This is a genomic window from Hymenobacter coalescens (assembly GCF_054783195.1).
Genome location: NZ_BAAGRA010000017.1, coordinates 95,763 through 109,212 on the forward strand (window position 1 = coordinate 95,763; position 13,450 = coordinate 109,212).

A 13,450-nucleotide genomic window follows, 5' to 3' on the forward strand; every position below is an offset into this window, starting at 1 on the left:
CAGCTAACCTGACGGGCCTTTTTTACGGTCTCAGCGGGTTGTGGCCGCAGCACCTTAGTACTGCGCAAACGAGCGGTCGGCGAAGCACCAGAGCCACCGTTCGCCCGGCTCGGCCGAGGCCACCACGGGGTGCTGGGTGGCGTGGTAGTGCTGGGTAGCGTGCTTGTTCTTGGAGTCGTCGCAGCAGCCGACGTGGCCGCACTCCTGGCACACGCGCAGGTGCACCCAGGTGTCGCCCAGGGCCAAGCACTCGGCGCAGACGTGGGTAGTAGCGGGCGTAACGTGGGCGAGGGCGCCGAGGTGGGCGCAGAGCTTGGGTTGCATTGCTCCGGGGGCGGTTAGGCGGGGAAGGCGGTTTCGGCGGGCAGCAGCGTGGTGCTGATGCGCACACCGGCCAGCAGGGTTTTCTGCACCGGGCATTTCTCGGAAATCTGCTCCAGGCGCCGGCGCTGCTCCTCGCTTAGTTCCCCGAGCAGGCGCAGCTCCTTGTGGATTTCGTCCAGGCGGGCGTCGCCGGCTTCGCAGGTCAGGCAATCGTTCAGGTGCACGCGCCGGTGGCGCAGGCGCACCTCGATGCCGGTGAGCGGCCACTTCTTTTGGGTGGCGTAGAGGCGCAGGGTGATGGCCGTGCAGGCGCCCAGGGCCGACAGCAGCAGGTCGTAGGGCGTGGGGCCGCGGTCCTGCCCGCCCACGTTTTCGGGCTCGTCGAGGACGAAGGTGTGGCGGCCGGCCTGCACATCGGCTAGCAGGGCTTCGGCGCCGACGCGCACCACGACGGTGTGCGGCTCGGCAGCGGTGGGAGCGGTTTCCATGAGCGGCAAGGCAAACGATTGACGCCTAAAAGGTAGCTATTGCCCCGGTGACAGCAGTATGGCGGACCGAAGTTTCGGGAAAGCCGCTTCAGGAGCTGACTGTTACGCCCGGATTCACTATGTTGAAACGACATCAACGCTCCTTGCCGATGCTTACCACGACTGATTCAGCCCGCAGCCCGCAGATTCTCTTACAACCGCGCACCGCTTTGCTGGCCAACCTGCCGCTGACCACGGAGCAGCTGGCCGAACTGTTCGGCTACCTGGCGCCGCGCCTGGCCCTGCAGGGCTGCACGCACACGCTGGGCCACACCCGTTGCTTTGCGGCAGCGCACGGCCTACGCTTCGAGGCGCTGCGCCAGTTCCTGGGCCGCCACGGCGGCAGCTGCGACTGCACCGTGCTGGCCAACGTGGAAGCCCGCTACGCTGCTATCCTGTAGTAGCGCTCCGCGTCAGCGCGCGTCGCGGGCGGGCGGCAAGTCCAAGTCAAAGCGGATGTCGCGCATGCAGCGGAAGTGGCCCTGCGGACACTTCGCGTAGCCGATTTTGGAGCAGGGCCGGCAGCTGAGCCCTTCCACCTCCAGCACCCGAAACTCGGTGCGAAACGGGTACATACCGAACTCTGGAATGGTGTTGCCCCACACACTGAAGATTTCCTTGCGGAAAGCCGCTGCGATGTGCATCAGCCCGGTGTCGTGGCTGACGACCAGCTGCGCCTGCCGCACCAGCGAAGCCGACTGGTGCAGCGAAAACCGCCCGCAGGCGTTGTAAATCAAGGTTTGCGTAGCTGGCAGCGCGTTCTTATCGAAGTAGTGCGCCCGCGGCGACAGTTCCGCCGGGGTAATGCCCGGCGGCTCTTCGGAGGTAGGCGCATGCGCGAAGTGCAGCTCCACCACGTGGCCGGTGCTTTCGTCCTCGGGCCCGCCGAGCAGCACCACGGGCCGCCGCAGCTGCCCGCACAGCTCGATGATGCGCTCCACCGGCAGCCGCTTGGTGGCGTGCTGCGCCCCGATGGCAAAGGCCACGTAGCCGCGCTGAAACGCGGCGGGCAGCGCCTCGGCCACGTTTACTTCCTGCGAGGCCGGAATGAAGTAGTCCAGCCCCTTGCCGTCGTCGTGTACGCCTAAGGGTGCAGCGGCGGCCAGGTAGCGCTCCACGATGTGCTTGCGCGGCAGCACGTCAAGCTTCAAGTTGACCATCAGCCACTTTTGCCAGTTCAGCTTATCGAACGACGCGCCGGGCCGGCCCAGGCGCAGCTTGATGAGCAGGGTGCGCAGGTTGTGGTGCAGATCGACGACGAAATCGAACCGCTCCTGCTGCAGCTCGCGCACCAGCTCGCCCAGGGTGCCGGTGAGGCAGTGCACCCGGTCCACGTAGGGGTTGGCTTCGAGCAGGCCGCGGTACGCCGGCTTGGTGCAGTAGTGCACCACGGCCCCGGGCACCTGCTGCTTGAGGGCCCGCACCACGGGCGTCGTCAGCACGATGTCGCCGATGGACGAAAAGCGCAGGACGAGAATTTTCATGCGGTAACGAAAATGCAGGCGCGGCGCACGAACGCCGGGCTGCGCTGGTCGAACTGGAAAAAGAAGTCAAACCGCCCCGCCGGCGGCCGGCGGGCAAGGCGGCTGACCGGACGCAAGGGCTTACCCGAACAGCGGACCGTAGTCGACGGGTTTCTTACTGACCGAGCCGCCCGCAAATTTCGCGGCTTTCGCGCGCCGCTGCCGGAAGTATGCGTCCAGCTCCTCCACGGTCAGGGCGTTCAGAGTCATGGCTGCCGTCAGGCCGCCCTTGCGGCCCTGCAGCACCCCATAGGCCATGTCGGCGTAGCCGTCGGTGTGGTGGGCGTCGGGGTTGATGCTCAGGCGCACGCCCCGCTGCAGGCAGTGGCGCACCCAATGCCAGTCGATGTCGAGACGCCAGGGGTTGGCGTTGATTTCGATGACCACTTGGTGCTCGGCGCAGGCGTCGATGACGGCCTCGTAGTCGATGGGGTAGCCTTCGCGGCGCAGCAGCAGGCGGCCGGTGGGGTGGCCCAGCATGGTGCAGTAGGGGTTGGCAATGGCGCGCAGCAAACGCTCGGTGGCGCGCTCCTGGTCCATTTTCAGGCCCGAGTGCACCGAGGCCACTACGAAGTCGAACTCGGCCAGCACCTCGTCGGGGTAATCCAGCGAGCCGTCGGACAGAATATCCGATTCGATGCCCTTAAAGATGCGGAACGGTCCCAGCTCCTGGTTGAGTTGCTCGATTTCGCGGTGCTGCTCGCGCACCCGCTCAATGCTGAGGCCGCCGGCGTAGTGCGCGGCGCGCGAATGGTCGCAGATGCCGAGGTACTGGTAGCCGTGGTCGCGCAGAAACTCGGCCATCTGGCGCAGGGAGTGGGCCCCGTCGGAGTAGGTGCTGTGGTTGTGCAGCGAGCCGCGCAGATCGGCCTCGGTCAGCAGCTGGGGCAGCTGGCCCGCGGCTGCCTCCTCGATTTCGCCTTGGCCCTCGCGCATTTCGGGCTCCACGTACTGCAGGCCGGCGGTTTCGTAGATGGCCTGCTCGGTGAAAAACCGGGTACCGCGCACCAACCGCCGCAGCGTGGGCGCGGGAGCCTTTGGGCCGAGCGGGGCGGTGAGGTGGGCCTCGGCGCCGGTTTGCTGAAATAGGCAGGTCACGTAGTCTTCCGGCTTGGCCAGCTGCACCTCGATTTTGACACCCGACCCGGTGGCCGTGCCGCGCCAGGCAAAGGGTCCTGACGCCGCCTCGTCCGCCGAGAGGCCCTCGGTGGCGCCAAGGGCTTCGTGGGCCTGCCAGGGCTGGTTGGTAGCGGCCACGAGGCGCACCGTTTCCACCACCGGCAGACCGCGGCGCACTTCGCCGGCCACGGCTACCTGTTCGGTGTGCAGCGCGCGTTGCAGCAGCGTCACCAGCTGCGCACCCAGAGCCTGCGCCTGGTTGATGAGCAGCTTGCCCCGGCTTTGGGCCGTGAATTCCAGCGCGGCCAGGATGGCATCCTGGGTTTTGGCGCCGAATCCCTTCAGGGCGCTGACGCGGTTTTGCTCGGCGGCCTCGCGCAGGGCATCGATGCTCTCCACGCCCAGCTCCCGCCAGATGGTGCGGATTTTCTTCGGGCCGATGCCTTTGATGCCGAGCATCTCGACCACGCCGGGCGGCGTGGCTTCCTGCAGCCGGACCAGCTCGGGGAAAGTGCCGGTGCTCAGCAGCGCTTGCGCGGCCTGCGCGGCGCTTTTGCCGAGGCCGCCCGTGGTGGTGAAGGCGCTCGGGTCGAGGTCGGCCAGCGGGAAGTCGAGGCGGTCGATGGCGGCGGCGGCGCCTTCGTAGGCGCGCACTTTGAAGGGGTTTTCGTCGTGCAGCTCCAGCAGCTGAGCCATCAGCCGAAAGGCGCGAATCAGGGCGCGGTTGTCCAAGGCGGTTCGGGGGTTGTGGGGCGGTAAAGCTACTACGCAAAACGCCGGTTTGGGGCCGGGCCGCCGGCCGGCGGCGGACCGAACCCACCGCGCTTGCGTATGTTAGGGCCATGCGACTCCCTGCCTTGCTCCTGACCCTGTGCGTGCTGCTGCTTTCCAGCACCTGCCGCACCGACTCGGCCACCGCCACCCAACAAACCCAGCTCAACTTGCTCACCCGTACCTGGCTGCACGCCCACGAAGAGGATCAGGGCGACGTACACGTGTACCGCCCCAACACGTACAACTTTCCCCCGTCGCGGGGGCGCACGGGCTTTGCCTTCGAGCAAAACGGCCTCTTCACGCAGTACGACATTGCCCCTACCGATGGCGTGGAGGGCCGCAAGGGCCAGTGGAGCGTGGTCGACGAGCACACGGTGCGCATCGCGCTGGCCGACAAGAAAGACCCGGACTACCAGCTGGAAATCGTGTCGCTGGACGACAACGTGCTGAAGGTGCGCCGCAAATAGGCGAGGCTTCGGTAGCGGCGCAGGCGTTATTTTTGGCCCCGCGCGGCTTGCTGACCGGCGCGCTACCCGTCACCCGTTACCCCTTTGCTGCTTTGAACTTCTGGCTCGTCAAATCTGAACCTTCCGCTTACTCTTTTGCCGACCTTGAACGCGACGGCCACACCGACTGGACGGGCGTGCGCAACCACCAGGCCCGCGCCTGCCTCGCCCAGATGCAGCCCGGCGACTTGGTGCTGGTGTACCACAGCGTAACCGATAAGGAAGTGGTGGGCGTGGCCGAGGTGCTGCGCCCCGCCGCCCCCGACCGCACCGCCGAGCCCGGCTCGCCCTGGGTGGCCGTGGACCTGGCCCCGCGCCAGCGCCTGCCGCGCCCCGTGCCCCTGGCGGCTATCAAAGCCGATGCGCGCCTGCAGCAGATTGGTTTGCTGCGCCAGTCACGCCTTTCGGTGATGTCGCTCAAGCCCGAGGAATTCGACGTGGTGCTGGCTTTGGGCCACTGAGTTCGGCGCCGCTTCGCCCTACATGCCGGCCGGCTTGCAGCAGTGCAGGCCGGCCGGCGCTGTTGTGGGGCACCGGGCCCCATCGGGGCTGGCCTGTCGCGGCGGATCGGTGGGGACGGCTCAAAAAAACGGTGGCCCGTTATGCATAATGGGAGTCCGCTTCATCTACCGGGCAGATCCGCCCGCGCGTGCGGCTTTTGCCCGGCATTTGCCGTATTTTAGCTGACGCCGCGTGCGCCGCTGCTACCTGCCCGCTATGATTCGTTTTCTCCTCCCGCTGCTGTTGCTCTGCCCCTTGGCGCTGCGGGCTCAGCTTACCCCTACTCAGCCGCAGCGTCTGGAACTTAAGCTGGAGTCCGACTTCAGCGACGTGCGCGTACTGCCGCTCGCCGATACCACCCTGGCTTTGCTGGTGGAAAACACCCCCTCGGGCTCCTTCCGGCCGCAGTACCGCTTTCAGCACTTCGACCGCCGCCTCACGCAGGTGCGCGAGGCGCTGCTGGAGGTGCCGCGTGAGTTCCAGCTGGTGCAGGCCTGCGCTGCCGTTCCGTACGCCTTCGCCCTGTTCCAGTCCGAGTACATCGCCTCCAAGTTTCAGGTATTTCGGTTTGATCTGCACAACGGCGTGGTGGAGGGATTCACCTTCGACACCAAAACCGTAGACGACCTCTACGACCTGGAAGTGCTCGACGGCAAGCTGTTTGCCACGGTGCAGGTGCAGCAGCACATCACGGTGCTCCACATCGACGTGGAGCGAGAGGAATTTCGGCTGCTGCCGGCCGTGTACGAGTCGGTGCCCACGGAACTGACCTTCCTGCCGGATTCGGCCACCCAGCGGGCGGGCTACGTGGTCAGCCAAACCAACGGGCTGCTGGCACGCCTGCAGGTGAAGCAGCTGTCGGCGCGCGGGCAGCTGCTGGCCTCGCGCTTTATCCAGGCCGAAAGCGGCCGCGGGCTCATCACGGCCCAGCTCAGCCCCGGCGACAGCACCCAACGCCTGCTGGCCGGCACCTACACCCTGCGCGACCCGCGGTACTCCCAGGGCCTCTTCGCCTCCAACCTGCCCGGCGACCCGGCCTTGCGCCCGCCGCTGCGCTTCTACGATTTCACGGTGCTCAAGCACTTCTTTGACTTCATGAAGCCGCGCCGGGCGGCCCGCCTGCGGGCCCGCAGCCAACAGCTGCGGGCCGCCGGCCGTGAGCTGCGCCTGCGTTACCGCATCCTCACCCACCGCATGTTGCCCTTCCAGGACGGGTACGTGATGGTCGCCGAAGTGTATTACCCGCAGTACCGCACCGGCGGCGGCCCTTACAGCTGGCGCAGCAGCCCCTACAGCTGGCGCAGCGGCTTTGGCCAGCCCTACGGCTGGGGACCGGGCGGCCTGGGCCGCTCGTTTGAGGGCTACCGCTCCACCCACGCCATCGTGTGCGGCTTCGACCGCTACGGCACCCTGCTGTGGGACAACACCTTCGTGCTGAAAAACGCCGAGCAGAACACCCTCACCGAAACCGTGCGCGTGCGCCCCCTGCCCGATGGGCAACGCCTGGTGCTGGCGTACCTGGAGGAAGACCAGATCCGCTACAAAATCGTGGACCGCACCAACCCTTCCCCTAACGACCTGCACGTGCCCATCCAGACCAGCCCCGAGGGCAAACCGGAGAAAACCCTGAGCACGTCGCACCAGGGGTTGCTGCCGTGGTACGGTAGCCGCTTTCTGGCTTACGGCTACCAGCGCGTGCGACCCGAGCGCAACGGCAGCAGCCGGCAGGTGTTTTTCGTCAACGTAGTGGCCTTCGACTAAGGGGGCCACATCCTCCGGCGGCGGGTGCGCGTAAGCAGGGCATTTGAACCCCTGCTTTTTCCCGCACTTATGACCTACCGCCTGCTTCGATTCTGGCCCCTGCTGGTGCTGCTCTGGCTGGGAGCCTGCCGCGCCGCCGGCCCCGAAAGACCGGCCCGCACCGTGGCCGAGTTCTTCAGCAAGTACGAAAGCCGCTCCGGCTTCCGGGCTACTACCTACCAGCCCGATTTCCTCACCCGCATCCTGCTCGCCCGCGTGGGCCGCATTTCCGACGCCGACGCCCTGCAGGCCCTCACCAACGTGCGCAGCATCCGGGCCCTCACCTTCGCGCCCACCTCGGCCAGCTCCCGCGACCTGACCGAACGCGGCCTGCTCAACGAAGTGGACGGGCTGCTGCGCAACGAGCGGTACGAGCCGCTGACGACCACCGATACCAGCGCCGGCAATGCCCAGTACCGCTACGCCGTACGCCGCTCCGGCGACCGGGTCAAGGAAATTGTGGCCACCGGCCGCCAAGTAGACGCGCCGGATTCGTTTGTGATGTTGGCCATCAGCGGCGACTTCACCCAGAGCCAGGTGGAGCAATTGCAGAAGATTCTGCCGGGCATCAGCGGCGAAATCACCAAGTAAGCCTCCCAACGCGCAAAAAGCCCCGGCTGCTGTAGTAGCCGGGGCTTTTTGCGTAGGGCCAGCAGCCGGCCGGCTTTCCGCGGCTGTTCAGGCCATTCGCAGGGGTTCACCACGGGAAGAGCACGTTGTGCCGGGCTTGCCGAAGCAGGCGGCGCTCTTGGCTGCGGCTGTTATGGGCTAAAGGCTTATTCGCTGAAGATATCCCGACGGCGCGCCGGAAAAGGCTGTACATACGACGACGCCCAGCACCTCCGGTGCACGGACTAGCCCCACAAAAAAGCGGCGCCCCGAAGCTCGGGACGCCGCTTTTTAGCGCGATGCCAGTCCTGGTTACGGCTGCGGCGTGGTGCCGCCTTCCTGGCCGGGAATGTAGAACTCGAAGCGGAACTCCACGCGGCGGTTCTTGGCCATGTTGGTCGAGGAGCTGTTCGGGGCGGCCGGAGCGGTTTCGCCCATGCCCAGCGTCGGGATGCGGCTCGGGTCGATGCCCTTGCGGGTGAAGTACGACTTGGCCGAGGCGGCGCGGCGCTCCGAGAGGCCCTGGTTGTACTCCTCGGTGCCGCGGCTATCGGCGTGGCCGACGATGCGCAGGCCGTACTCGGGGTGCTGCTCCAGGGCGCGCACCATCTTGTCGAGGGCCGGGTAGGAGCTCGGCAGGATCTGCGTGCTGTTCGTGCGGAAGCGGATGGGCTGCTCCAGCTTGCGGATGTCCTGCGGGATTTCCGGGCAGCCGATGGCGTTGACTTTGGTGCCGGCCGGGGTGTTCGGGCAGCGGTCCTGGGCATCGGGCACGCCGTCACCGTCGCTGTCCAGCGGGCAGCCGTTGGCGTCTACCTGGGTGCCGCGCGGGGTGTCGGGGCACTTGTCGTTCGGGTCGGCTACGCCGTCACCGTCGGCATCGGGGCAGCCGCGCATGGCCGCCGTGCCGGGCTGGTCGGGGCACTGGTCCTCCGAGTCGCGCACGCCGTCGTTGTCGCGGTCGGGGCAGCCCTGCAGCTCCGGCTTGCCGGGCTCGTCGGGGCACTGGTCCTGGTAGTCGGCCACGCCGTCCTTGTCCTTGTCGAGCGGGCAGCCGTTTTCATCCACGGCCACGCCGGTGGGCGTGCCGGGGCACTTGTCCTTGCGGTCGGGCACCTGGTCGCCGTCGGTATCCTTGGCCTTGCCCAGGCTGATGTTCAGCCCCACGGTGTGCTGCAGAAACCGGTCGTCCCACTTGTTTTCGTCGCGGGTCGTGTTGCCGTCGAAGTTGGCGTTGAGCGGAAAGTGCTGGCCGGTCTGCACGAACAAGCCTACCGTCTCGCCGAGGCGGAAGTTGATACCGGCCGCGCCGAACAGGTCGAAGTAGCTCTTGTCCTCGTCGATGACGGCGTTGTTGAACCGGCCCTCGCGCGAGGTGTACGTCCAGCCGGGGGCGGCCAGCAGGTAAGGCTGCACCACGGCGTCTTCCTTCAGGGCCCAGCCGTTGTTGAGTTTGAGCTTGAGGCCCAGGTTCACGTTTACCACGTTGGTCTGGAAGAACTGGGTCGTGCCGTTGCCCAGGTCGTTGCTTTTCAGTTCGCCGTAGATTCCGTGCAGGCCCAGGTCGAGGCCGGGCGCGAGGTAGCGGTTGATGGAGATGCCCGGCGCGTACTGGCTTTCGCCCAGCTTCCAGTAGTTGGACCCCAGGTTGCCTTTGTACTGCAGGGCGCTGACGTTTAAGCCCAGGCCCCATTTTTTGTCGGCGGTTTGTGCTTGTCCACGCGGGGCGGCCGCCAACAGCGCCAGACCCAAGACAGCGGTGGTTACGAGGTGTTTCATAGACGAAACGCTTAGGTGAGAAAGAGCTATCTGGGGAGGCCGACAACCCGGACTTCCCCAAACATTTAATGCCTGCCTATACCCCCCGCGAAGTCGCTTAGTTGTGTTAAATCGCACTTTTCTCCCCGTCCACCACACCTAATGCACACAAAATCAATCCGTCAGGCCGCAGACTCCTACCATCGCGTCAAAATCAAAAAAGCCGGCCCGGCTTCCCCGCGGGGAAGCCGGGCCGGCGCGGCCGCAAAAACCCCAACCCGCGCTTAGCCGCGGGCCATCAGCCGCTCGATGTCGTCGGCTTCCAACGGGATGTCGTGCATCAGGTCTTCGCACTGCGAGCGGGTGATGACCACGTCGTTTTCCAGGCGAATGCCCAGGCCTTCTTCCCGGATGTAGATGCCCGGCTCCACGGTGTACACCATGCCCGGCTCGAAGGTGCGGTACTTGGCGCCTACGTCGTGCACGTCGAGGCCGAGGTAGTGCGAGGTGCCGTGCATGAAGTATTTCTTGTAAAGGGGAGCCGCTGGGTCTTGGTTGTTGACGTCGCCCTGGCTCAGCAGGCCCAGGCCGATGAGCTGCTGCTCCATGAAGCGCCCGACGCCGGCGTGGTACTCCTCGATGTTGCCGCCGGCCACCAGCTGCGACTTGGCGTACTGCATCACGCGCAGCACCGCGTCGTACACCTCGCGCTGGCGCTTGGTGAACTTGCCGTTGACGGGAATGCTGCGCGAGAGGTCGGCGGCGTAGTTGGCGTACTCCGCGCCGAAGTCGAGCAGGATGACGTCGCCGTCCTGGCACTCCCGGTCGTTCGACACGTAGTGCAGGATGCAGGCGTTTTCGCCCGAGGCAATGATGCTGCCGTAGGCCGGCCCGCGCGAGCCGCTGCGGATGAACTCGTGTACGATTTCGGCCTCGATTTCGTACTCCATCACGCCCGGCTGCACAAAGCCCAGCAGGCGGCGGAAGGCGTTGCCAGTGATTTCGCAGGCCTTGCGCATCAGCCGGATTTCTTCCTGGCTCTTGATGGCGCGCAAATGGTGCATGATGGGCGCGGCACGCTTGTAGTCGTGCAGCGGGTACTGCTCGCGCAGTTGCTTGCCGAAGCGCGCGTCGCGGGTCTCCACCTCCACCACGGCGCGGATGTGCTCGTTGGAGTTCAGGTACACGTGCTCGGCCTCGTTCATGAGCGCGGGCAGCACCGACTTAAAGGAATCCAGCCACAGGATGGTTTGCACGCCGGACTGCTCACGGGCCTGCTGCTTGGTGAGCTTGTACCCTTCCCAGACGAGGATATGCTCGCTGGTTTCCTTCAGGAACAGGATTTCGCGGTACTGGGGCAGCTTCGCGTCGGGAAAGATGACGAGGATGCTGTCTTCCTGATCCACGCCGGAAAGGTAGAACAGGTCGCTGTTCTGGCGAAAGGCCATGGTGCCGTCGGCGTTGGTCGGCATCACGTCGTTGGCGTGAAAGATGGCCAGGGAGCCGGGCAGCAGCTGCCGCTCGAAGTTGCGGCGATTGTGAATGAAGAGGTCCGGGGAGATGGAGCCGTAGCGCATAAGTCGGATGGGGAAAACGCGGGAAGCACGGCCGCCGGGGCCGCGGGCTGCAAGTTAGGCGGATTGGGTGGATGGCAATTGCCGCTGGGCGGTCTACCTTGCCGCCGGGCGCGGGCTTGCCTTGCCCGCGCCGGCCGCCTACGCATATGACCGAGCTTGCCAATCCACCTTCAGGCCCCGCTCCGGCCGCTGCTCCGGCCAGCCGCCGCGGGCACTGGAGTCTGTACCTGTTGGGCCTGGTGGTGAGCGTAGCGGGCTGGCTGTGGTGTGTGCACTGGCTGAGCAAGGCCGACCTGTCGGCCCAAGGCGGTGCGGGCACGCTGCGCTACACCCGGGCGGCGGTGTTGCTGCTGCCGGCCAGCGGCGGCATCTGCTTTTGCGGCGGCAGCTTGCTGCGACGCGGCCGCTGGCTTTTGTGGCTGGCGGGCCTGCTGTGGGCGGCGGCCGGCTTGGTGCTGGCCGGCGTCTTCGGGCTACTCCGCTCCCTGGACGAAGCCACTGCCACCCGCACGGCGCTGCTGGCCCTGGGCTTCGTGCTCAGCGCGGCCGCCAGCGTCGTCGCGTTCCGGCAACTGCGCCGGACGCGGCGTGGCCGCTCGGCCTCGGAGCCGGCTACGTCGGGCTGACCAAGGACAGCAGTGTCCTTCTGCTTGTCTTCCGGCTTATGTCCTCGCCCCCAGCAACCACGCGGCGGCCATTTTACTACGCCCTTCTGCTGGCCAGCGGACTGCTGGCAGGGTAGAATCAATAGTTGCTCGTTGCTACGCCCACGAGCAGCGGCCGCGCCAGCGACTTTGCACAATTCTTACAGGGGCGTTGCGGCCGCCCGGGCTGGCTGGCGCCGCGTTCTGCGCCGCGCAGCTCTCGTCCGGCCGGTGGCTGCACCGGCTAGCCATCTGATTACCGAGGCTGGCGGGGCAGCAAGAACTCTGATAATCAGCATCATGCAGACTCTGCTGTCGTTGAGCAAGGGCAATATGGCAGTCGTGGCCCTGTTTTCCCTGGTGCTGCTGGCGGTACTCGTCGGCTGCTTTTTGCTGATGCAATACCCGCAGCGGCAGTTAAACGCTGCGACGCCGGCCCTGCCAACGGAGCCCGCCGCTGCCGAGTAGTACCAAGCCTGCCTCCGGCGCGGTATCTTTGCCGTCCGCCTGCCTGCCCCATGCCCCAGCCCCCCGACGCGCCGCCCATTCTGCTGATTCAGACCGCCTTCATCGGCGACGTTATCCTGGCCACCGCGCTGCTGGAACGCCTGCAACAGACCGAGCCCCGCACCCCGGTGGACGTGCTGGTGCGCCGCGGCAACGAAGGGCTGCTGCAAGGCCATCCGCACGTGCGCCGGGTGCTCATCTGGGATAAGAAAGCGGGCAAATACGCGGGCCTTTGGCGCCTGCTGCAGGAAATTTGGGCCGCCGGCTACGGGCGCGTATACAACCTGCAGCGCTTCGCCTCCACGGGCCTGCTCACCGCTTTTTCCGGCGCTGCGGAGCGCGTGGGCTTCGATAAAAACCCGCTGAGCTGGGCCTTTACCCGCCGCGTACCGCACGGCTTTGCGCCGGGCCTGCACGAAGTCGGGCGCAATCTTGCCCTGTTAGAGCCCCGGCCCGGGGGGCCGCTCACGCGCCCCCGCCTCTACCCCTCCCCGGCCGATGAAGCGGCCGCCGAGCAGGCTGCCCGCCCCGCCGCGGGCGGGCCGTACCTCTGCATTGCGCCCACGTCGGTGTGGTTTACCAAGCAGTTTCCGCGCGAGCAGTGGGTGAAGCTGCTGCTCGCCTTGCCGGCGCACTATACGGTGTTCCTACTCGGTGGCCCGCCCGACACGGCTGAGTGCGAGGCGTTGTTGCAGGAAGCCCGGCGGCCGGGCGTGGTCAACCTCAGCGGCAAACTGTCCTTGCTGGCCTCGGCGGCCCTAATGCGCGGGGCGGTGCTCAACTTCGTCAACGACTCGGCGCCCATGCACCTGGCCTCGGCGGTGGATGCGCCCACCTGCGCGGTGTTCTGCTCCACGGTGCCGTATTTTGGGTTTGGGCCGCTCAGCTCGTTTGCCCGCATCGTGGAGCTGCCGGAGGAGTTGGAATGCCGCCCTTGCGGCTTGCACGGCTACCGCAAATGCCCACTGGGGCATTTTCATTGTGCCCACGGCATCCGCACGAGCCAGTTGCTGGCCGCGCTGGCCGAAGCCGAGCAGCGGGCCGTGCAACCGGTGAGCCGGTAGCCACGGTCGTCGCTGCAGGCGAAGCGCGGCTACCGCAGGGAGGCGTAGCGAATTCCTTTCCCGGCGGCCCCGCCGAGCCATCCGGCACCCACCATAAACGGCCGCGCCAGCCCCAGCGGATGCTTGGCATCGGCGGCGCCGCTGGGTAGGCCGGCACGTCGGGCAAGGCCGCTTGCTTAGCGCTGCCCGCCGTGGTGGCCGGGAGCAACGCGGCTCA

Annotated in this window: 14 protein-coding genes; 8 read left to right on the forward strand and 6 right to left on the reverse strand. The window is 66.5% G+C overall.

The features are described 5' to 3' along the window. Nucleotides 1–54: 54 nt before the first annotated feature. The gene (locus ACYVKQ_RS14970; protein ID WP_460676164.1) at nucleotides 55–324 is read right to left on the reverse strand and encodes a UBP-type zinc finger domain-containing protein; all 270 of its coding nucleotides are present in this window, start codon (nucleotides 322–324) and stop codon (nucleotides 55–57) included. A gap of 14 nt (nucleotides 325–338) precedes the next feature. After that, the gene (locus ACYVKQ_RS14975) at nucleotides 339–812 is read right to left on the reverse strand and encodes an OsmC family protein (protein ID WP_460676165.1); all 474 of its coding nucleotides are present in this window, start codon (nucleotides 810–812) and stop codon (nucleotides 339–341) included. Between the two features lie 149 nt (nucleotides 813–961). Between ACYVKQ_RS14975 and ACYVKQ_RS14980 the strand changes: the two genes are divergently transcribed. Beyond that, a complete protein-coding gene (locus tag ACYVKQ_RS14980; RefSeq protein ID WP_460676166.1) occupies nucleotides 962–1,252 on the forward strand; it encodes a DUF2695 domain-containing protein in 291 nt (96 codons plus the stop codon). 12 nt (nucleotides 1,253–1,264) lie between these two features. On the opposite strand, the gene ACYVKQ_RS14985 is transcribed toward ACYVKQ_RS14980, so the two are convergent. Together ACYVKQ_RS14985 and polX are read right to left on the reverse strand one after the other, a co-directional pair. After that, entirely contained in the window at nucleotides 1,265–2,335 is a 1,071-nt protein-coding gene (locus tag ACYVKQ_RS14985; RefSeq protein WP_460676167.1) for a glycosyltransferase family 9 protein, read from the reverse strand. Between the two features lie 120 nt (nucleotides 2,336–2,455). Then, nucleotides 2,456–4,225, reverse strand: a complete 1,770-nt coding sequence (gene polX / locus ACYVKQ_RS14990; protein WP_460676168.1) for a DNA polymerase/3'-5' exonuclease PolX — start codon at nucleotides 4,223–4,225, stop codon at nucleotides 2,456–2,458. Between the two features lie 110 nt (nucleotides 4,226–4,335). Between polX and ACYVKQ_RS14995 the strand changes: the two genes are divergently transcribed. The 4 genes from ACYVKQ_RS14995 (at nucleotide 4,336) to ACYVKQ_RS15010 (ending at nucleotide 7,665) form a co-directional block, all read left to right on the forward strand. Next, the gene (locus tag ACYVKQ_RS14995; protein ID WP_460676169.1) at nucleotides 4,336–4,734 is read left to right on the forward strand and encodes a hypothetical protein; all 399 of its coding nucleotides are present in this window, start codon (nucleotides 4,336–4,338) and stop codon (nucleotides 4,732–4,734) included. A 92-nt stretch (nucleotides 4,735–4,826) separates the two neighbouring features. Continuing rightward, the gene (locus ACYVKQ_RS15000) at nucleotides 4,827–5,234 is read left to right on the forward strand and encodes an EVE domain-containing protein (protein WP_460676170.1); all 408 of its coding nucleotides are present in this window, start codon (nucleotides 4,827–4,829) and stop codon (nucleotides 5,232–5,234) included. 256 nt (nucleotides 5,235–5,490) lie between these two features. Beyond that, complete coding sequence (locus ACYVKQ_RS15005; RefSeq protein ID WP_460676171.1) at nucleotides 5,491–7,035, forward strand: hypothetical protein; 1,545 nt, start codon at nucleotides 5,491–5,493, stop codon at nucleotides 7,033–7,035. A 69-nt stretch (nucleotides 7,036–7,104) separates the two neighbouring features. Then, complete coding sequence (locus ACYVKQ_RS15010) at nucleotides 7,105–7,665, forward strand: DUF4252 domain-containing protein (protein WP_460676172.1); 561 nt, start codon at nucleotides 7,105–7,107, stop codon at nucleotides 7,663–7,665. Nucleotides 7,666–7,995: 330 nt separating this feature from the next. Here ACYVKQ_RS15010 and ACYVKQ_RS15015 read toward each other — a convergent pair whose 3' ends face one another. Continuing rightward, on the reverse strand, nucleotides 7,996–9,462 hold the full coding sequence (locus ACYVKQ_RS15015) for an OmpA family protein (protein ID WP_460676173.1): 1,467 nt from the start codon (nucleotides 9,460–9,462) through the stop codon (nucleotides 7,996–7,998). A 263-nt stretch (nucleotides 9,463–9,725) separates the two neighbouring features. Next, the gene (locus ACYVKQ_RS15020) at nucleotides 9,726–11,018 is read right to left on the reverse strand and encodes an aminopeptidase P N-terminal domain-containing protein (RefSeq protein ID WP_460676174.1); all 1,293 of its coding nucleotides are present in this window, start codon (nucleotides 11,016–11,018) and stop codon (nucleotides 9,726–9,728) included. Nucleotides 11,019–11,164: 146 nt separating this feature from the next. On the opposite strand from ACYVKQ_RS15020, the gene ACYVKQ_RS15025 reads away from it, so the two are divergent. The 3 genes from ACYVKQ_RS15025 (at nucleotide 11,165) to ACYVKQ_RS15035 (ending at nucleotide 13,233) form a co-directional block, all read left to right on the forward strand. Continuing rightward, nucleotides 11,165–11,644 (forward strand): hypothetical protein, encoded by a 480-nt coding sequence (locus ACYVKQ_RS15025; protein ID WP_460676175.1) that lies wholly within the window; start codon nucleotides 11,165–11,167, stop codon nucleotides 11,642–11,644. A gap of 318 nt (nucleotides 11,645–11,962) precedes the next feature. Continuing rightward, entirely contained in the window at nucleotides 11,963–12,130 is a 168-nt protein-coding gene (locus ACYVKQ_RS15030) for a hypothetical protein (RefSeq protein WP_460676176.1), read from the forward strand. A 50-nt stretch (nucleotides 12,131–12,180) separates the two neighbouring features. Beyond that, entirely contained in the window at nucleotides 12,181–13,233 is a 1,053-nt protein-coding gene (locus tag ACYVKQ_RS15035) for a glycosyltransferase family 9 protein (protein ID WP_460676177.1), read from the forward strand. Nucleotides 13,234–13,450: the final 217 nt, after the last annotated feature.